Below are 20541 nucleotides of genomic sequence, written 5' to 3'. Positions count from 1 at the left end.
AAAAGTAGGCTTCAAGAAGAAGCTTTCTTAAAATAAATCAAGGAAGTATTATGATGAAAGACATTTATCCAGTTCCTGATGATTTTAAAAAAACAGCACGAACTTTAGAGTCAGAATATTTTGAGCGTTATCAACAGTCGATCACCGAGCCTGACCAGTTTTGGGCAGAGCAAGCACGGGCAATTGACTGGATTAAACCATTTACACAGGTCAAAAATACCAGTTTCAAACTTGATGATTTTAAAATTGAGTGGTTTGCAGATGGTGTTCTGAATGTCTGTGCCAATTGTTTAGACCGTCATTTAAAAGTTCATCCCCATAAACCTGCAATGATTTGGGAAGGCGACCATCCCTCCCGTCATAAAATTATTTCGTTTAAAGAACTGCATGATGAGGTCTGCCGTTTTGCCAATGTCCTGAAAAAATATGGCATTATCAAAGGAGATCGAGTGGTGCTGTATATGCCAATGGTCAGTGAGACCACCATTGCCATGTTGGCCTGTGCACGGATTGGTGCTGTGCATTGTGTGGTCTTTGGTGGGTTTTCACCTGACGCTTTGGCTAGTCGGATTGATGACAGTCAGGCGAAACTGATTATTACTGCCGATGCAGGAATGCGTGGCGGCAAGTTATTGCCTTTAAAGGAAAATGTCGATTTGGCTTTGGCTCATACCGAAACCGCCAGTGTTGAACATGTGATAGTGGTACACCGCACAGGCAACCCGATTCATTTTGAAGAAGGTCGGGATATTTGGTACCACATGGCGATGATGGAGGTGAATGAAATTTGTCCACCTGAACCCATGAATGCGGAAGATCCACTCTTTATTTTGTATACATCTGGTTCAACAGGAAAGCCCAAAGGTGTTTTGCATACTACAGGCGGATATCTGGTTTATGCGGTCACAACATTTAGAGAAGTTTTTGATTTAAAACAGGATGATGTGTACTGGTGTACCGCAGATATTGGCTGGATTACAGGACATAGTTATGCCGTATATGCGCCCCTTGCCACAGGCACGACAACTTTAATGTTTGAAGGGATTCCCCAATATCCGACATGGGCGAGGGTTGGAAACATCATTGATAAACATAAAGTCACCATTTTGTATACTGCTCCGACTGCCATTCGCGCCATGATGCGAGAAGGCGATGCTTATGTCAAAGAGAGCAATCGCAGCACTTTGCGGTTATTGGGTACGGCAGGTGAACCGATTAATCCTGAAGCGTGGAACTGGTTTTATAACGTGGTTGGTGAAGCACGTTGCCCGATTATGGATACATGGTGGCAAACAGAAACAGGTGGCATGATGATTGCGCCATTGCCGGGAGCAACAGCATTGAAACCTGGGTCTGCAACCCGTCCATTTTATGGTGTTCAACCCGCAGTGGTTGATGCAGATGGACATGAAATCGTCGGGGTGGGGGAAGGTAACTTGGTCATTAAGGACTCTTGGCCGGGACAAATGCGAAATATTTGGGGAGATCATCAGCGCTTTTTGGAAACTTATTTTTCAACCTATCCACCGTATTATTTTACTGGAGATGGTGTGCGCCGTGATGATGACGGTTATTACTGGATTACTGGGCGTGTCGATGATGTTTTAAATGTATCGGGGCATCGTTTAGGAACCGCAGAAATAGAAAGTGCATTGGTCGCACACGAAGCCGTGGCGGAAGCAGCCGTTGTGGGGATGCCACATGATATTAAGGGACAGGGCATTTGTAGCTTTGTAACTTTACAGGCGGGTTTTGATGGCTCAGAACAGTTACGTGAGGAACTGGTGTTATGGGTGCGTAAAGTGCTCGGGCCTGTTGCAACCCCAGATGCGATTTATTGGGCGAATGCTTTACCTAAAACCCGTTCGGGGAAAATTATGCGCCGTATTTTAAGAAAAATTGTGACGCATGAGCTTGAAACATTAGGTGATACGTCAACCTTGGCCGAGCCTCAAGTCGTTGAGCATTTGATTGCTGTTGTGCATTCAAAGTCAGGATGATTGCGGTTCTTTTTAGTGGATAAATTCGGTCAATTTAGGCTTATTTAAGCAAATTTTTAAATATTCATAAAAATAAAGCTTTTATCTTGTGATAAAAGCTTGCAAACTATTCACATGGATCAATACGTTATTTGCGATGATGATCCAAGGGAAACGTGTGCAAGCAGTGTAGTGCTTACCTTAAAGGTAGGTATTGTTAAGGTTGCATACTCATAAATAAATGTCGTAGCGTAGAGGAAAGTAACTCGACTGCGCCAAATATAGCTATTGCTTATGAATATATTAATCGTTGATGACCATCCACTGTTTCGTCATGCCTTGATTCAGGCTGTCCGCTATAGTTTGCCTCAGGCACAAATTCATGAAACCGCAGCGGTCAATGAATTTTATGAACGTCTGGAAACTGGAACTGAACCAGATTTGGTTTTATTGGATTTAAATTTACCCGGTGCTTCAGGTTTCTCTGCCTTAGTACATGTGCGCGCGCAATATCCATCAATTCCAATTATTGTTGTTTCAGCACACGAGGAAGTTAGCATTATTCAACGTGCAATTGCACATGGAGCAATGGGATATATTCCAAAATCAGCTCATCCAAGCCATATTGGTGAAGCCATTCGTCAGGTGTTAGAAGGTGATATTTGGTTACCACCAAACTTGCCTACTAATATTAGTTTTGATCCACGTGCAGCAGATGAAACAGCGTTGGCTGAACGTATTCAGTCATTAACGCCACAACAATTCCGTGTGTTAATGATGGTGGCAGAAGGCTTGTTGAATAAACAGATTGCTTATGAACTGGATGTTTCTGAAGCGACCATTAAAGCCCATGTTACAGCCATTTTTAGGAAGTTAGGGGTACAAAACCGAACTCAGGCTGTTTTGGCAATTAGTGCTTTAAATATTGATGAAAAGAAAATTTAAACTCGATTGAAGATAAAACTTTGATCAAGTTGCTTAGATAATCAAAAAGGTCGTTCCACAGTGAACGACCTTTTTTCTGATAACAGATATATCGATATTATTCTTTCTCTAACAAAAAGCAGAAAGAACGATGCGAGATGGATGGAATGTAAATACAGGGTGATTCAACATATAAAAAGAAAACCCTGATTAAACCGAAGATTAATCAGGGGAACATGAAGGGCGAAAGGATTTCAAGCGAAATCCTGTTGAGGGGCTAAATTTTAAGTCCAGACAGCCATGCCCGCATGGATGCTGGTTTAAGCGGTTTGCGTAACAGCATGATATTTAAATCTTTTAACTGCTGTGGTAAGTCTGGGTCAGAGTCAGCAGTAATCAATGCGACGGGGGTGTTTTCAGGACGATATTGCTTGATAAAGTCTAAACCACGTTGATCATGGTTTAAGTGTTGATCAATCATCCAGACCTGAATATTTTCTTTTTCCAAAATTGCCTGTGCGTCTTCTGGTTCCCGTGCTTTATAGATTTGATGTCCCCATTTTTTCAGTAAAGTTTCCATTCCTTCTAAAATGGTTTCATCGTTGTCCAGACACAAAATCTTATACGCATTATGCTGTAATGGTTGTATTGGTACAGGTGTTGCCGATACTTTTGGTGCATCCACGACAGGAACTTCAATCATAAAGCATGAGCCGTGCATAAGTTCAGAGTACACATGAACAGGGTAGTTGAGTAGGCTGGTCATGCGCTGAACAATAGCAAGTCCAAGTCCTAAACCTTGCTCACCCCAAGGTGATGTGTGACCACAGCGTTCAAATTCCTGAAACAGTTTGATGCGTTGTTCTTCGGCAATACCCGGCCCAGTGTCCCACACCCCAATACGGATATGTTGTGGCTGTGAGGCACTGCGTAAGACTCCCACTACAATTCGTCCTTTTGCTGTGTAGCGTAGCGCATTACTGACAAAGTTTTGAATGATGCGTCGAATCCATTGTGGGTCGGTATCAATCCAGAACTTGGCATCATGTACATGAAGTTGAATATTGCGCTGTGCAGCGATGGATTTAAATTGAAGTTCGAGGTCGCTAAGCAGGTCATGTAACGGGTAGGCCTGACGTTTTGGCTGAATAGTGCCGCCTTCTAAACGCGCGATATCAAGCAAAGCAGATAGCATACTTTCCGCACCATGTAAGGCTCGGTCAAGTTGTTGTAAGGTTTGTCGGTCTTCATCACACTGAATGCTTTGTTCCAAAGCTGTACTAAACAGACGTGCTGCGTGCATGGGCTGTAGCAGGTCGTGGCTTGCCGCAGCAATAAAACGGCTTTTTGACATATTGGCGGTGTCAGCCTGTTCACGGGCAAGACGTTGTTCAGTCAGCGCATTGGCAAGTTGTTGTGTCCGATCTTGTACACGACCTTCCAAAATCGCTTCATTTTCACGGAACGCAGTAATGTCGGCAAAGGTGGTCACAAAGCCACCGCCTTCGATGGGATTACCGCGCATTTGAATCACTCGACCATCTTTACGGATTCGTTCAAATTCATGGGCACTGCCGACTTTCATCCAGTGAAGTCGCTTACGGACATGCTCTTCAATTGAACCCGGGCCACATTCACCACGTTCTGCATTGTAGCGGATCAAATCTGAAATTGGACAACCGACGTATACCAAATCTTTTGGATAATCAAAGAGTTTTAGGTATTGGTTATTCCATGCAACCAGACACATATTGGCATCGACCACACTCACCCCTTGGGTCATGTGGTCAATCATGGTCATCAGTAAGTTTTGGTTAAAACGCTGCCATTGCGATGCTTGGTCTAGAATGTTGGCAACTTGGGCAACCCCTAAACCATTATTGGCGAGTGCAGTTGTGAGCAATGTTCGTGCCGATGCTGCGCCAATTGTGCTGGCTAAATATTGTTCGGTGAAACGCCACCACATGCCATTGGCAACGCTGTTGGTATTTAAAATTAAATGATTTTGTTCACAAAATTGATGAAAGGCATGAACCGTTGGAGTTTCACCTGTAATTCGTTTTGCCAATGCCATTAAATCGCCCACTTTTAAACGTGCACTGTCGGGATGGAGATAACCCAGTTCATGATTTGAATTTTGTGAAGGCAAGGGTTTTGTTTCGTAATAGAAAAAGCTTTCGGCCTGAATTTGTTCGGCAACGCTTGGACGATAAATTTTAGATACCCAGATATACAAAATAATGTTGAGCCCCAAAGACCACATCACCCCATGCGAAAGTGGCGCAAGCGATTCAAACCCAAAAAGTGCTTCGGGGCGTAGCATGTAAATTCCGAATAAACCATCCTGCAAAATATGTTGTCTGAGTGTTGCATATTCGATAGGCAAACTACGTAACAGGGTTGGAAATAGTAAGGTGTATGCCCACATGAAAAAGCCGACCACTAAGCCTGCATATACCCCTTGCTGGCTGCCACCACGCCAATATAAACCACCAATTAATGCAGGTGCGAATTGGGCAACGGCACTAAATGCTAATAGGCCAAAAACGGACAATTGATTGATATCATTAAAATAATGGAAAAATAAAAATCCCATAATCATAACCGCCAAAATGCTGATGCGGCGGGTGAGTTTTAGCAAGGAAGGAAGGCGCTGATCATGCCGTGAGATCAGATTAAACCGCCAAATCGCAGGCATAATCAGGTCATTGCTAAGCATGATGGATAAGGCAACTGAGGAGACCAAGAGCATCCCTGTTGATGCGGAAAATCCGCCAAGAAAGGCTAAAATCGTCAGCCAATCATGACCATAGCTCATAGGAAGACTTAGCACCGCAACATCTGGAATGGTGAGTAAGTCTGGACTGGCATGTAAAGCCCAACTGGCGATAGGGAAAATCGTGATTGTGGTTAAAACCAAATAAATCGAAAACCAGCGTCTTGCCCCACGAATATGCTTTTCTTCACGCAGTTCAACGACTGCCACGTGAAACTGACGAGGTAGGCAAATAATGGCCAGAGCAGCCAATAGTGTTTGTACCCAAAAGGTTTCAGGAACACCCGACTGCTGTACGGTATGAAACTGCTGCTGAATATCGTAACTAATTTGATGTAAGTTTTGTGGATGGTCGGTGATAAAGAAAATGGCGACAGACAATAAGGCAAATAGCTTAACAAAGGACTCAATCGCAACGGCAAGCATCAAACCGCCATGTTGTTCGGTATTTGCCATTTGCCGTGTGCCAAAAACCATAGATAGCATGGCTAAAATGCCAGTTAATACCAAAACTGTATTGGTGGTTAAATGCAGGGTACTGTTTTGCGGCATGACCACTGAAGTACTCAGTGCAACGGCACGAAGCTGTAAAGCCAAATAAGGAATAATGGCGATGACGGCAAGCACAGTGACCAATGATGCCAGCGTGCCACTTTTACCATAACGGGCCGCAATAAAGTCAGCGATAGACGAAATAGAATGATGCTGGCGGATACGACCAATCCGTCGCCAGATATCATACCCTAACCAGATAAATAGCAATGGGCCAAGATAGATGGGTAAAAAGATAATTCCCTGACGAACGGCAGCACCAGTTGCACCATAAAATGTCCATGACGAACAATAAACGCCTAAAGTTAGACTAAAGAGAAGCATTCGTCCGCGAGTGCCAAGTCGGCTGGCATATTTTTCGCCAAAAAATGCACAGCCAAATAAAGTTACAATATAGAGCGTTAAAACCCCAATAATTAGCCAGTTATTCATAGTCACCGTGCCATAATTTTCCATGATTATCATACCCTATGCACGTACATTCCGAGAACCATTCAAAATTGTAGCGACCAAAGTCTAACTGACGGAATTGATCAAATATTGCTAACTTTAAGACGTAAAAAAAATAAATCAAAAAATGTGTGACCATGGTTGGTCATCGTCTACGGAGTAAAGAATTATGGATGACGTACAAGTAGATCGAATTCTACAAAATCCAAAATTTAAATTAATGGTAAGCAAGCAACGTACACTTAGCTGGACGCTCACAATTATTATGTTGGTTGTGTACGTGGGTTTTATGTTGTTGGTTGGTTATAACAAAGCATTTCTCATGAGTTCGTTTAGTGGCGGTGTAACGACATGGGGAATTCCACTAGGGTTGGGTATTATTGTCCTGTCATTTGTATTGTGTGGAATTTACTCTTACATTGCGAACAACTCCTTTGATCAACTCAGTCGAGAAGCATTGAAAGAAGTCGAAACGATTACACGTGAGAGCCAAACATCGGATGGTACTCATTCAGCTCAGGAAGGAGCACGTTCATGATGAAAAAATGGACTTCAAAAGCAGCATTGGCAGGTCTTTTCCTTTATTCTGGGGTCGCAATGGCGGCAGGGGCTGACCTTGGACAAGCAGAGCAACAGGCAACCAACTGGCATGCCATTATCATGTTTGTTATTTTTGTCGGTTTCACTTTGTTTATTACCAAATGGGCGGCAAAACAAACACAAAGTACCAAGGATTTCTATACCGCAGGCGGTGGGATTAGTGGTTTCCAAAATGGTTTAGCCATTGCTGGGGACTACATGTCAGCGGCTTCTTTCCTTGGTATTTCCGCAATGGTGTTTAGCTCAGGCTTTGACGGTTTGCTTTACTCATTAGGCTTTATGGTGGGTTGGCCAATTGTTTTATTCTTGGTTGCAGAACGTCTGCGTAACTTGGGTAAATATAACCTTTCTGACGTGGTTTCATTCCGTTTAGAAGAAAAACCAGTACGTACTTTGGCTGCATTTAGTTCGCTTGTTGTGGTTGCGTTCTATTTGATTGCACAAATGGTTGGTGCAGGTCAGTTGATTAAACTTTTATTTGGTTTGAACTATAACATTGCGGTGGTGATTGTCGGTTTACTGATGATGGCATACGTGATCTTTGGTGGTATGTTGGCAACAACATGGGTACAAATCATTAAAGCGGTGATGTTACTGAGTGGTGCGACTTTCATGGCATTTATGGTGATGAAAGCAGTCGGCTTTAGCTTCAGCAACATGTTCACGCAATCTATCGAAGTATTCAGTAAAGTTCATGCAGTGAGCCTTGTTGATGCAGGAAAAATTATGGGGCCTGGGAAACTGGCTGCAAACCCAATTGATGCATTGTCTTTAGGTCTAGCATTGATGTTTGGTACAGCAGGTTTACCTCATATCTTGATGCGTTTCTTCACTGTAAAAGATGCAAAAGAAGCACGTAAATCTGTTGTTGTTGCAACTGGATTTATTGGTTATTTCTATTTATTAACTTTCATTATTGGTTTCGGTGCAATCTTATTTGTATCAAACAACCCACAATTCCTTGACGCTGCAAAAATGGCAGTAACAGGTAAACTCGAGTTGATGGGCGGAAATAACATGGCGGCGGTGCATTTAAGTGATGCAATGGGCGGCGACATGTTTATGGGCTTCATCTCTGCGGTTGCTTTTGCCACCATCTTAGCTGTGGTTGCGGGTCTTACACTGTCAGGCGCTTCTGCAATCTCTCATGACTTATATGCTAACGTATTCAAAAAAGGTCAAACAACACCTGAATCTGAATTACGTATGTCAAAAATCGCAACACTTGGCTTAGCAATTTTTGCAATGATTCTGGGTATCTTGTTTGAAAAACAAAACGTAGCATTCATGGTGGGCTTGGCATTCTCGGTTGCAAGCTGTGCGAACTTCCCAGTTCTTGTACTTTCAATGTTCTGGAAAGGTTTAACCACTCGCGGTGCGGTGATTGGCGGTGTTGTTGGTCTTGCAACTGCTGTGGCCTTGATTGTGTTATCAAAAGCGGTTTGGGTGGATACACTTAAAATTTCAGATACACCAATTAACCCATTGAATGGTCCAGCAATTATTGCAATGCCATTGTCATTTATCTGCTGCTGGTTCTTCTCGGTAACAGATAAGTCAGCACGTGCAGAACGTGAACGTAAAGCATTCGATGCACAGTTCGTTCGCTCTGTAACAGGGATTGGGGCATCAGGCGCTTCAGATCACTAATTCTCAGATTTATCTAAAAAGCTCCGTTAGGGGCTTTTTTTAATGCTAAATATGCAGAAAAATCAGTCTAAAGAATAAACGGATTAGACAATATGATTCATTCAGAAAAAATGATAAAATAACGCGCCTATCTTCTTTAGCTTTTAGTTGCTTCTCATGACTACCAATACTCAAATTACTGAAGACCGTATTCTGATTCTGGATTTCGGTTCGCAATATAGCCAACTCATTGCACGTCGTGTACGTGAAGCAGGCGTATATTCTGAAATGTATGCGTTTGATATGTCTGCTGAGGACATTCGTGCATTTAAACCAAACGGCATTATCTTATCTGGTGGCCCTGAAAGCGTACACGAAGAAGGTAGCCCACGCGCACCACAAGTGGTATTCGAACTGGGCGTTCCTGTATTGGGTATTTGCTATGGTTTCCAAACCATGTCTGAACAGCTTGGTGGTAAGGTTGAACCAGGTACTGTACACGAGTTCGGTTATGCCGAAGTTGACATTCAAGTACGTGATCAACTGATTGGAAACTTACAAGACCAAGAAAACCAGCTTCATGTCTGGATGAGCCATGGCGATAAAGTGAGCCGCTTACCAGAAGGCTTTGCAACAACAGCAAGCACACCAAGCTGCCCATTTGCTGCGGCATCTGACGAAGCACGTCGTTTCTATGGCGTACAGTTCCATCCTGAAGTAACACATACTGCAAAAGGTGCGGAGTTACTGTCTAACTTTGTTCATAAAATTTGTGGATGTGGTGGTCTTTGGACACCTGAACACATCATCGACTTACGTGTAGAACAACTTCGCCAACAAATTGGTAATGAAAAAGTTCTTTTAGGTTTATCTGGCGGTGTCGATTCATCTGTGGTTGCAGCATTGCTTCATAAAGCGATTGGTGACCAGTTGACATGTGTATTTGTAGACAACGGCTTACTTCGTTTAAACGAAGGTGAGCAAGTGATGCAAATGTTTGCAGACAACATGGGAATCCGTGTGATCCGTGCTGATGCAGAAGAACGTTTCTTGACTGCTTTGGCGGGTGAAGTTGACCCTGAGAAAAAACGTAAAATCATCGGTCGTGAATTTATTGAAGTTTTTGCAGAAGAAGCACGTAAACTTGATGGCGTGAAATTCTTGGCACAAGGTACGATCTATCCTGACGTGATTGAATCGGCTGCAAGCAAACAAGGTAAAGCACACGTTATTAAATCACACCATAACGTGGGTGGTTTGCCTGAAGATTTAGCCTTTGACTTGGTTGAACCTTTACGTGACTTGTTTAAAGATGAAGTACGTAAATTGGGTACGACACTTGGCTTACCACACAGCATGATTTACCGTCATCCATTCCCAGGCCCAGGTTTAGGCGTGCGTATTTTGGGTGAAGTGAAAAAAGAATATGCAGACATTTTACGTCTTGCTGATGACATCTTTATGCAAGAACTGCGTGACAGCGGTTGGTATGACAAAACAGCTCAAGCTTTTGCAGTGTTCCAACCTGTAAAATCTGTTGGTGTTGTTGGTGATGGTCGCCGTTATGCATGGGTGATTGCACTTCGTGCTGTTGAAACAGTTGACTTCATGACAGCGCGTTTTGCACATTTACCATACGAATTGGTGGATAAAATCTCAACTCGTATTATGAATGAAATTAAAGATGTATCACGTGTTGTTTATGACGTGTCATCTAAACCACCTGCAACAATTGAATGGGAGTAATTCAGGGATTTCAAGAAGCAACGCTTCTTGCCTGAATTACGCCAAGAGCTATGCTCGCGGCAGTAGGGATTTCAAGAATGAGCGAATTTAAAGCAACGCTTTAGACCAAGCGAAACTTCTTGCCTGAATGACACTATGAACGAACTTAAAGTCTTGTTTTGAGAATAAGATAAAGTCGTTCAAAAAAGAAGGTGCTGATATCAGCACCTTCTTTTTTTTGTCTAAACGAATTTAAACCACAACCGCTTCAGGTTGGTTTAAACTTTGAATTGCAGTATAAATTTCGCCAATTGAATGACATACAATTAACTTGGCACGGTGCTGTGGCGGAAGGAAACCTTCTGCAACAGCATGATCAAGCTGGGCAATCAGCGCATCATAAAAACCATTGACGTTATATAGCATCATTGGTTTATGGTGCTGTTCTAACTGCCCCCAAGTTGCAATTTCCAAAATTTCTTCAAATGTTCCCAAACCACCAGGAAGTGCAACAAAAGCACTGGCACGTTCAGCCATCATCGCTTTACGCTCATGCATACTGGCTACGATATGCAGTTCAGTCAATCGCTCATTGGCAACCTCATAACCCAACATAAACTCTGGGATCACACCGACAACTTCACCGCCATTGTCCAAAACAGCATCCGCAACTTGTCCCATTAAACCAATACTTGCACCACCATAGACAATCCCAAAACCATGTAATGCCAGCCCTTGCGCCAGTTCAACAGCACTTTCTAGGTAAATGGCTTTATTGCCAACACGAGAACCACAATACAAAGCAATTAAAGGTTGGGTTGTTTTTTCAGGCATTGTTTTCACACTTTTTTTCATATAAATCACACGATTCATTGTTTATTTTCACCTTATCACGATTTCTGCAATAACATTAAGCAGCAAATATGACAATTTTATGGGGGAACCAGACTGCATTGACTGGTATTTATGAATCTTTTTGTAGAAAAAATAAAACAGTAGATTTTATTTTTGGGTTGAATCTGGGCGTTAAAAAGCGAATTTGTCTAGAAAAATGCAAATAAAGTGGATAAAAATTGATGAATTTCTAAAAAATCTTCCCTATACTGAAAATTCGATTCACAACGTTTAGATCAACATGAGTAGTGGTTGTAGTCACTCGCGATATTCTTTTTCGACAATAAAAAATTTGATCCGATTTTCGGCATATTTTCAATCCTTTACGCATCTCGCTTATTTTGCCAGTCCCTTAAAGGAGGGTGATCACTGATGTTTGAATGGATGTCTGACCCTTCAGCATGGGTAGGTCTTGCCACATTGGTGGTGCTTGAAATTGTTTTAGGAATTGACAACCTTGTTTTTATTGCAATTCTGGCAGAAAAATTACCGCAAGAAAAACGTAATCGTGCACGGATTGTGGGGCTACTCCTCGCATTGTGTATGCGGATGGTGTTGCTCGCATCTATTGCGTGGATTGTTACACTAGATAAACCGCTATTTTCTATTTTTGATCATCCATTTTCTGGGCATAACCTGATTTTACTGTTCGGTGGCGCGTTTCTATTATTTAAAGGGACGATGGAACTACACGAACGTCTTGAAGGTCGGATTCATCTTAAAGAAGAGAATCCAGTTCATGCCACGTTCTGGATGGTCATTGTACAAATTGTTGTATTGGATGCCGTTTTCTCACTCGACAGCGTGATTACTGCCGTCGGGATGGTGAAGCATTTGCCTGTCATGATGATTGCAGTGGTTATTGCCGTGGGCATTATGATGTGGGCATCTAAGCCGTTGATGGAGTTTGTAAACCGCCATCCAACAGTGGTCATGCTGTGTCTTGGCTTCTTAATGATGATTGGTTTTTCATTGCTTGTCGAAGGTTTTGGTTACCACATTCCAAAAGGCTATTTATATGCAGCGATTGGCTTCTCGGTACTCATTGAGGCGCTCAATCAAACCACACGACGCAATCAGGAAAAACTCGTGACCACAACCGATTTGCGCTATAAAACTGCCTCGGCAGTCATGCGGATGTTGGGTGGAGGAAGCAGTAGTTCGAGTAATGAAGCGTCTATTCATGATACGGATGTGTTAGCGACTCAGGCTTTAGCCGATGAATTGTTTGATGGTGAAAACAGTGCTTATCACAGCGTGATGGTGCAAGGCGTTCTTGGCTTATCGGAACGTCCTGTGAAGTCGGTGATGACGCCACGTCCTGATTTAGAATGGATTGACCTAGACGAGCCACAAAAAATCGTGAAAGAACAACTGATGCAAATGACCCATTCACGTTTGGTCTTTGCACATGGCGAACTCGATAATCTGGCGGGGATTGCCTTAACGCATAAAATTCTCAATGAATATATTGAAACAGGACACTTAAACTTTGAAAGCCATTTACGTGAACCCGTGATTGTGCATGAAAATGCCAATGTGTTGATGGTGATGGAACAATTGCGTAAAGCACCTTTGCAAATGGCCATTGTGCTGAATGAATATGGTTCGATTGAAGGTGTAGTGACTCCAATTGATATTCTAGAAGCGATTGCAGGTGAATTCCCTGATGAAGATGAACTTGAAGCGGCGGCAGAAAGCCTTGAAGATGGTTCGTTGATGTTGGATGGTTCAACTGATATTCGTCATGTATCGTTATTGCTTGGACGTGATTTGGTCGATGAAAGTGAAGAATATTCGACATTATCAGGGTATTTGTTGTTACATCTGGGGCGCTTACCAGAAAATGGTGATGTAGTGACAGTAGATGGTTACCTGTTTGAGATTGTCACGATGGACGGTCATAAAATTGAGAAAGTCCATATCGCACCCCAACAGCCTGCATCTGAACAAGAGAAATCTTAAGTTTGCAAAGTCTGTCATGCACTTTAAAATAGCCCCCTAAAAAGGGCTATTTTTTATGAGCAATACCAATTGTCCATGTGGGCAGGGCGACTACGCCACGTGCTGTGAACCATTGCATCTTGGGAAAACACAGGCACAAAGCGCCGAGCAGTTAATGCGTTCTCGTTATAGTGCATTTGTGAAGCATTGCATTGATTATATTGTGAAAACGACAGCAGTAGGGCAACAATCCCAACTAGATCAGGCTGCACTCGCACAGTGGAGTACGAGCAATCAGTGGGAAAAACTTGAAATCATCAGTGGCAATCCACGCATCGATGCAACGCATGCTATGGTTGAATTTAAAGCCTATTATTTCGATGGAAATGCGAAACAGATACATCATGAAGTGTCATATTTTGTGAAGCATCAGACTGCTTGGTATTTTATAGATCCGACAGTTGAAGCTTTCCCGACGATGAAACAACCGTGCTTATGTGGATCAGAAAAAAAATTTAAGCATTGCTGTGCTGCTTTTATCCTGTAATCTCGTAAAATAGCGCAAAATTTTCGTCCAAGGATTCTAGCTGATGTTATTAACTGTCATTTATATCATCGCGATTACGGCTGAGGCAATGACAGGCGCGCTTTCAGCGGGTCGTCGTAGCATGGACTGGTTTGGTGTAGTGTTAATTGCATGCGTAACGGCATTGGGCGGTGGTTCTGTCCGAGATGTCCTGCTTGGACATTATCCGTTAGGATGGGTGAAACACCCTGAGTATCTGGTACTGACTTGCTGCGCAGCATTATTGACAATCATGATTGCCAAATGGATGAAGCATTTACATTCGATTTTCTTATTACTCGATGCGCTCGGTTTAATTGGTTTCACCATTATTGGTTGTCAAATTGCATTGCAAATGGGACATGGCTTTGTGGTGGCATCGGTTGCAGGAGTATTAACTGGTGTTTCAGGCGGGATTTTAAGGGATATTTTGTGTAATGATATTCCACTGGTTTTCCGTCGAGAGCTTTATGCCAGCATTTCGTTTGTTGCAGTAATTTGTTACTGGATTTGTATTAAAGTCGGGTTGGCACTAGAGGCGACAATCATCACCACATTGGTATTTGGTTTTAGTCTACGAGTGATTGCTATTTATTTTGGTTTGGAAATGCCAAAATTTATTTATCAGGATGATGATCATCAGTCTGCATCCTCGAAAGATGAGTAGTCATCTGGATGTTAAAGGTCAGGGTTAAAACATCCTCAGATTTCGTTTAAACCCATGTTTGAGTTTAAGTCGGTTGAGCCAATCATGCAGTTTAGATCATAGCTCAATCATGCCAAAGCAGAGAAAAAACAATGATGGATCTGGTTTCACGTGTACAGCGCTTACCGATTGGCAAGTTTCATTATCGCTTGCTTTGGGTGGTCGGTTTAGGCTGGATGTTTGATGCAATGGATACGGGCATTATTGCTTTTATCATGGCAAAACTGGTGAAAGACTGGAGTCTAACCCCAGTTGAAAGTGGTTGGATTGTCAGTATCGGTTTTATTGGCATGGCCATTGGTGCGGTTTTTTCGGGTGGCCTGGCAGATCGTTTTGGACGAAAAACGGTATTTGCCAGTACCTTGTGCATTTATAGTCTGGCAACCGCAGCTTGTGCGTTTGCACCGAATTTGACGTGGTTACTGGTTTTTCGGTTGATTGTCGGGCTTGGGCTTGGTGGTCAGTTACCTGTTGCTGTGACTTTGGTCAGTGAATATATTCCTGCTCAGGTGCGTGGACGTTTTATCGTTTTACTGGAAAGTTTTTGGGGATTAGGTTGGTTGGTTGCTGCCTGTATTTCTTATTTTGTCATTCCACAGTGGGGATGGCATATTGCCTTTTTGATTGGTGGGCTACCTGTTTTTTATATCCTGATTATTCTCAAAAATATTCCTGAATCTATTCCCTATTTGATTAACCGTGGGCGCATTGCCGAAGCGCATCAATTGGTACAGCAACTTGAACGTCAGTCAGGTGTAGCGGTGATTGAGCAAATTGAAGTTGCAGCTGTTGCACATCATAAAGAAGTGTCATTTCGTCAGTTGTGGCAAGCCCCATTTGTGAAACGTACTCTGATGTTGTGGTTGATCTGGTTTGGTATTGTGTTTTCTTACTACGGTATTTTTACATGGTTGCCAAGCCTGTTGGTCAAACAGGGCTATGACATTGTCAAATCATTCGAATATGTGCTGTTTATGATTTTGGCACAGCTTCCGGGATATTTGGTTGCATCATGGTTAGTGGAAAAACTGGGGCGTAAAGCAACGTTGGCAGGCTTCATTGGTTTATGTGCCTTGTGTGCTTACTTTTTTGGGCAATCGACCACGGATAACGCCATCATGCTATGGGGCTGTTTAATGTCGTTCTTTAACTTGGGTGCTTGGGGTGTTTTATATACTTACACGCCCGAGCAGTATCCAACCAATATTCGAGCATTTGGTTCGGGATGGGCATCGGCTATTGGGCGGATAGGCGGTATTGTCGCGCCTATGGTGGTCACTCATCTAATGATGGGCACACAAGCTTTTCAGCATGTTTTTATCATGTTTACAGCCGTGCTATTGGTCGTTGCTTTGGTGATAGTGATATTGGGTGAAGAAACCAAAGGGAAAACGCTAGAATCCCTTGGTTTATAAATTGAGCAAGAAGGTTAAAGTGAAGGAATTTTGCTTTAACCTATCATCCCACATCATAAAAAAATACAATAAAAAGATGGAAATATTTAAGAAGACACCTAAAAATTAGGCAAAGGGTACAAGATGTGAGTGTTTTAATTTACGTTTGTGCTTTGATCTTGTTAAATATCCACTTTAGCGAATGAAATTGGTCTAAGCATCCTCATAGGTTCTATTTTTTATGACAAGCCTTTCGCATCATGCGACAGAAAACCGTTCTATAGCCGAGTTTACCGAACAAGCATATTTAAACTATGCCATGTACGTGATCATGGATCGTGCATTGCCACATATCAGTGATGGTTTAAAGCCTGTACAGCGTCGTATTGTGTATGCGATGAGTGAACTGGGACTAAAATTTAGCAGCAAGCCGAAAAAGTCTGCACGTACGGTTGGGGATGTATTGGGTAAATATCACCCTCATGGTGACTCGGCCTGTTATGAAGCAATGGTACTGATGGCACAGCCCTTTAGTTACCGCTATCCTTTTGTAGAAGGTCAAGGCAACTGGGGTTCACCTGATGATCCAAAATCATTCGCAGCGATGCGTTATACCGAAGCCAAACTTTCGCAGTACAGTGAACTGTTACTTTCGGAATTAGGACAAGGCACGTGTGACTGGCAAGACAACTTTGATGGTTCACTCAAGGAACCTGTGCATTTGCCTGCTCGTGTACCTAATATTTTGCTCAATGGTACAACAGGAATTGCTGTGGGGATGGCAACGGACATTCCTCCGCACAATTTACGTGAAGTGATTAAAGGAACGATTGCTTTAGTACGTAACCCGAACCTGAGCGATCAGAAAGTAGCGGAATATATTCCTGGGCCAGATTTACCGACCAAAGCGGAAATTATCACCCCACAAGACGAATTACTCAAAATACAAATGACAGGGCGTGGTAGTTATCGCATGCGTGCGGTTTATCATGTCGAAAAAAATGAAATTGTCATTCATCACTTGCCGTATCAAGTGTCTGGCTCAAAAGTCATTACCCAGATTGCCGACCAAATGCAGGCGAAAAAGTTGCCATTGGTCAGTGATGTCCGTGATGAATCTGACCACCAAAACCCGACGCGCTTGGTTATTGTGTTGCGCTCAAACCGTGTTGATGCCGATCAGGTGATGAGCCATTTGTTTGCAACGACCGATTTGGAATCAAGCTATCGTGTCAATATGAACATGATTGGGGCAGATGGTCGTCCGCAGGTTAAATCCATCCGTCAGGTACTCTTAGAATGGATTGAAATTCGTAAGCAGACCATTACCCGCCGTTTGCAATACCATTTAAATAAAATTGAAAAACGCTTACATATCTTGGCAGGTTTGCTGATTGCATATTTGGATATCGACACGGTTATTCGAATTATTCGAGAAGAAGATCATCCAAAACCTGTGTTGATGCAGCATTTTAATATTGATGAAATTCAAGCCGAAGCCATTTTAGAGTTAAAATTACGTCATTTGGCGAAACTCGAAGAAATGGAAATTCGTCAGGAACAAGATGAATTAGCTGCAAAAGCCGCCATTATTCGTGAACAATTGGCAAATCCAGAATCATTAAAAACCTTGATGATTGATGAGCTTAAAGAAGACGCTAAAAAATTTGGAGATGATCGTCGTTCAACGATTGTCGAACGCCAAGAAGCAGTTCAAATTAAAGAACAGGATTTGTTGCCTGCTGAAACCGTAACGGTTGTCCTCTCTGAGGCGGGATGGATTCGTGCTGCCAAAGGGGCAGATGTGGATGCACCGAATTTGAACTACCGTGCAGGCGATCAATACTTAAGCCATGCGGTAGGAAAAACCAATCAGCGTGTTTATGTGATGGATAGCGCAGGGCGTAGTTATGCATTGCCAATCAATAGTTTGCCTTCGGCACGTGGATTGGGTGAGCCATTAAGCTCTAAACTTGCACCTGCAAACGGGGTGGTCTTTACCCAGATTTTGGTGGTGGATGAACAGCAAGAAGTCTTGGCAACAAGCGATGCTGGATATGGGTTTAAAGCACCGTCAACGGCACTCGATACCAATGCAAAAGCGGGCAAGGCATTTTTATCTTTACCTGATCAGGCACAGGTATTACCTCTAGCTGCAATTCAGGAACAAACGCATGTTGCATTACTCAGTTCAGCAGGTAAGTTATTGATTATTGAATTGTCAGATTTGCCCGTGCTCAATAAAGGCAAGGGGAATAAACTGATACAATTAGGGGAAGGTGAAACTGTCTTAACCTTACAATTATTAAATCTGAACGATAACTTACACGTTGTGGCGGGGCAGCAGCATTTGAACTTAAAAGCAGATGACATGCAAAAGTACATCGGTAAGCGCGCGACAAAAGGACAACTTTTACCACGCGGTTATCAAAAAGCCAATAAACTTATTGTTCAAAGATAAACCTAGCAAGGTCCTTCATAAATACGTTAAATATGGTATGGTGATGAATCACAGACCTTGCCAATAACATAACGAAAGCATGTAGGACGGAGATAACAGGCATTATGGAAAAAATTTGGTTTGATGAATATAAAAAAACAGGTATTCAAGATAAAATTACTTTGCCAGCTGAAAACACGTCTTTAGTTGATGTTTTTGAAAGTAATTTAAAAAAATACAGTGCCCGTGATGCGTTTGTCTTTATGGACAAAAAAATAACGTATGACGAACTTGAAGTCGCAAGCCGAAAATTTGCAGCTTATTTGCAAAGCCTAGGTTTATCGAAAGGGGCGCGTGTGGCGGTGATGATGCCGAACGTGTTGCAATATCCTGTGGCAAGTTTGGGGATTATCCGTGCAGGTTATGTGCTGGTCAATGTAAACCCACTTTATACTTCACGTGAATTAGAACATCAGTTGAATGATGCAGGCGTAGAAGTACTGATTATTATTGAAAACTTTGCAACAGTTTATCAAAAGATTTTAGGTGAAACGCCTGTTAAACATGTGATTGTCGCATCTGTTGGGGACATGCTTGGGTTTGTGAAAGGTAATATTGTGAACTTTGTTTTGCGTACTGTGCGTAAGCAAATTCCTGCTTGGAATATTCCAGGGCATATTACCTTTAACGATGCGTTAAAAAAAGTCAGCCCAAGCCACTATAAACGTCCGAATCTCACACTAAGTGACATTGCGGTATTGCAATATACAGGCGGAACAACAGGTGTTGCAAAAGGTGCCGAATTAACACATCGAAACCTGATTGCGAACATGTTGCAGATTCAAAATTTATTTGACAGCAAATTCCGTAAACTTGGAAACGCAGAGTTCCGCTTTATTTCAGCATTGCCGCTATACCATATTTTTGCTTTCACTGTTTGTGAACTCTATGGGCTTTGTCAGGGGGCAACCAACTTGCTTATTGCCAACCCGCGTGATTTACCTGCATTGATTAAAGAAATTGATAAATTTAAACCGACATTCTTCCCTGCGGTGAACACCCTGTTTAATGCGCTTGTGAATAATGAAAGTTTTAGACAGCTTGATCATAGCCAAATGCAAATTGCAGTAGGTGGTGGTATGGCGGTGTTGCCGTCGACAGCAGAGGCATGGAAAAAATACACAGGGATTATTATCCACGAAGGTTATGGTTTGTCTGAAACCTCACCTGCGGCAGTGTTTAATCCACCTGTTTCAGAAGAATTTTCTGGTACGATTGGTATCCCACTTCCATCGACAGATGTTGCTATTTTGGATGATGACGGTAAAGAAGTGCCTTTAGGTGAGCGAGGCGAAATTTCGATTCGCGGCCCTCAAGTTATGAAAGGCTACTGGAACCGCCCTGATGAAACTGAAAAAGTCATGACCAAAGATGGATATTTCCGCACAGGGGATATTGGGGTTATGGACTCACGTGGTTACATCAAAATTGTTGACCGTAAAAAAGACATGATTTTGGTATCGGGCTTTAATGTTTATCCAAATGAAATTGAAGAAGTCATTTCAAAACATCCAAAAGTTTTGGAAGTTGCCGCGATTGGTGTAACTGACGAAAAATCAGGTGAAGTGCCGAAACTATTTGTGGTGAAAAAAGATCCATCCTTAACCACAGAAGAATTATTGGCTTATGCCAAACAAAATCTGACAGGCTATAAACGTCCACGTTATGTCGAGTTTATGGATGAACTGCCAAAATCCAATGTGGGTAAAATTTTGCGTAAAGAGTTGCGAAATCAGACCAAATAATCGTTAAATTTAAAAAAGACCGAAATTTCGGTTTCAGATTATTGACAAACCCTGATTAAATTTGGATTTAGTCAGGGTTTTATTTTTTGACCTGACTTGGAATTGGGATTAAATCGGTTTGAAGTCGATTGATGGGCTAAATAATAGACAAATTAACA

The 20541-nt window shown here is 42.4% G+C and carries 13 protein-coding genes; 11 read left to right on the top strand and 2 right to left on the bottom strand.

Translation table 11 applies throughout. The annotated features are described in order from the left end of the window. Positions 1–53: 53 nt before the first annotated feature. Both acs and ABDV70_RS08745 read left to right on the top strand, forming a co-directional pair. Positions 54–2000, top strand: a complete 1947-nt coding sequence (gene acs / locus ABDV70_RS08750; RefSeq protein WP_343597263.1) for an acetate--CoA ligase — start codon at positions 54–56, stop codon at positions 1998–2000. Between the two features lie 273 nt (positions 2001–2273). Beyond that, the gene (locus tag ABDV70_RS08745) at positions 2274–2924 is read left to right on the top strand and encodes a response regulator transcription factor (protein ID WP_343597091.1); all 651 of its coding nucleotides are present in this window, start codon (positions 2274–2276) and stop codon (positions 2922–2924) included. Between the two features lie 256 nt (positions 2925–3180). On the opposite strand, the gene ABDV70_RS08740 is transcribed toward ABDV70_RS08745, so the two are convergent. Then, on the bottom strand, positions 3181–6663 hold the full coding sequence (locus ABDV70_RS08740; RefSeq protein WP_343597262.1) for a PAS domain-containing hybrid sensor histidine kinase/response regulator: 3483 nt from the start codon (positions 6661–6663) through the stop codon (positions 3181–3183). A 187-nt stretch (positions 6664–6850) separates the two neighbouring features. On the opposite strand from ABDV70_RS08740, the gene ABDV70_RS08735 reads away from it, so the two are divergent. The 3 genes from ABDV70_RS08735 (at position 6851) to guaA (ending at position 10656) form a co-directional block, all read left to right on the top strand. Beyond that, a complete protein-coding gene (locus ABDV70_RS08735) occupies positions 6851–7219 on the top strand; it encodes a DUF485 domain-containing protein (protein ID WP_343597089.1) in 369 nt (122 codons plus the stop codon). Further along, complete coding sequence (locus ABDV70_RS08730; RefSeq protein ID WP_343597260.1) at positions 7219–8931, top strand: cation acetate symporter; 1713 nt, start codon at positions 7219–7221, stop codon at positions 8929–8931. The genes ABDV70_RS08735 and ABDV70_RS08730 overlap by 1 nt, the downstream gene beginning before the upstream one ends. Before the next feature lie 156 nt (positions 8932–9087). After that, the gene (gene guaA / locus ABDV70_RS08725) at positions 9088–10656 is read left to right on the top strand and encodes a glutamine-hydrolyzing GMP synthase (protein WP_343597087.1); all 1569 of its coding nucleotides are present in this window, start codon (positions 9088–9090) and stop codon (positions 10654–10656) included. A 231-nt stretch (positions 10657–10887) separates the two neighbouring features. Here the strand turns inward: guaA and ABDV70_RS08720 are convergent, their stop codons facing one another. Then, entirely contained in the window at positions 10888–11508 is a 621-nt protein-coding gene (locus ABDV70_RS08720; protein WP_343597086.1) for a TIGR00730 family Rossman fold protein, read from the bottom strand. 390 nt (positions 11509–11898) lie between these two features. On the opposite strand from ABDV70_RS08720, the gene ABDV70_RS08715 reads away from it, so the two are divergent. From ABDV70_RS08715 to ABDV70_RS08690, 6 genes are all read left to right on the top strand, one after another. Continuing rightward, positions 11899–13494, top strand: coding sequence for a TerC family protein (locus tag ABDV70_RS08715; RefSeq protein ID WP_343597259.1), 1596 nt, complete (start codon positions 11899–11901; stop codon positions 13492–13494). 55 nt (positions 13495–13549) lie between these two features. After that, the gene (locus ABDV70_RS08710; RefSeq protein ID WP_343597084.1) at positions 13550–14020 is read left to right on the top strand and encodes a YchJ family protein; all 471 of its coding nucleotides are present in this window, start codon (positions 13550–13552) and stop codon (positions 14018–14020) included. Positions 14021–14063: 43 nt separating this feature from the next. After that, positions 14064–14705, top strand: a complete 642-nt coding sequence (locus ABDV70_RS08705; RefSeq protein ID WP_343597082.1) for a trimeric intracellular cation channel family protein — start codon at positions 14064–14066, stop codon at positions 14703–14705. A gap of 134 nt (positions 14706–14839) precedes the next feature. Then, on the top strand, positions 14840–16159 hold the full coding sequence (locus ABDV70_RS08700; RefSeq protein WP_343597257.1) for an MFS transporter: 1320 nt from the start codon (positions 14840–14842) through the stop codon (positions 16157–16159). 220 nt (positions 16160–16379) lie between these two features. Further along, complete coding sequence (parC, locus tag ABDV70_RS08695) at positions 16380–18599, top strand: DNA topoisomerase IV subunit A (RefSeq protein ID WP_343597080.1); 2220 nt, start codon at positions 16380–16382, stop codon at positions 18597–18599. Positions 18600–18703: 104 nt separating this feature from the next. Continuing rightward, the gene (locus tag ABDV70_RS08690; protein ID WP_343597079.1) at positions 18704–20383 is read left to right on the top strand and encodes an AMP-binding protein; all 1680 of its coding nucleotides are present in this window, start codon (positions 18704–18706) and stop codon (positions 20381–20383) included. Positions 20384–20541: the final 158 nt, after the last annotated feature.

The organism is Acinetobacter sp. (assembly GCF_039596015.1).
In the GTDB taxonomy this organism is placed as follows: domain Bacteria; phylum Pseudomonadota; class Gammaproteobacteria; order Pseudomonadales; family Moraxellaceae; genus Acinetobacter.
Note: the sequence above shows the minus strand (reverse complement) of the source record. Positions and strands in the feature narration are given on the sequence as shown.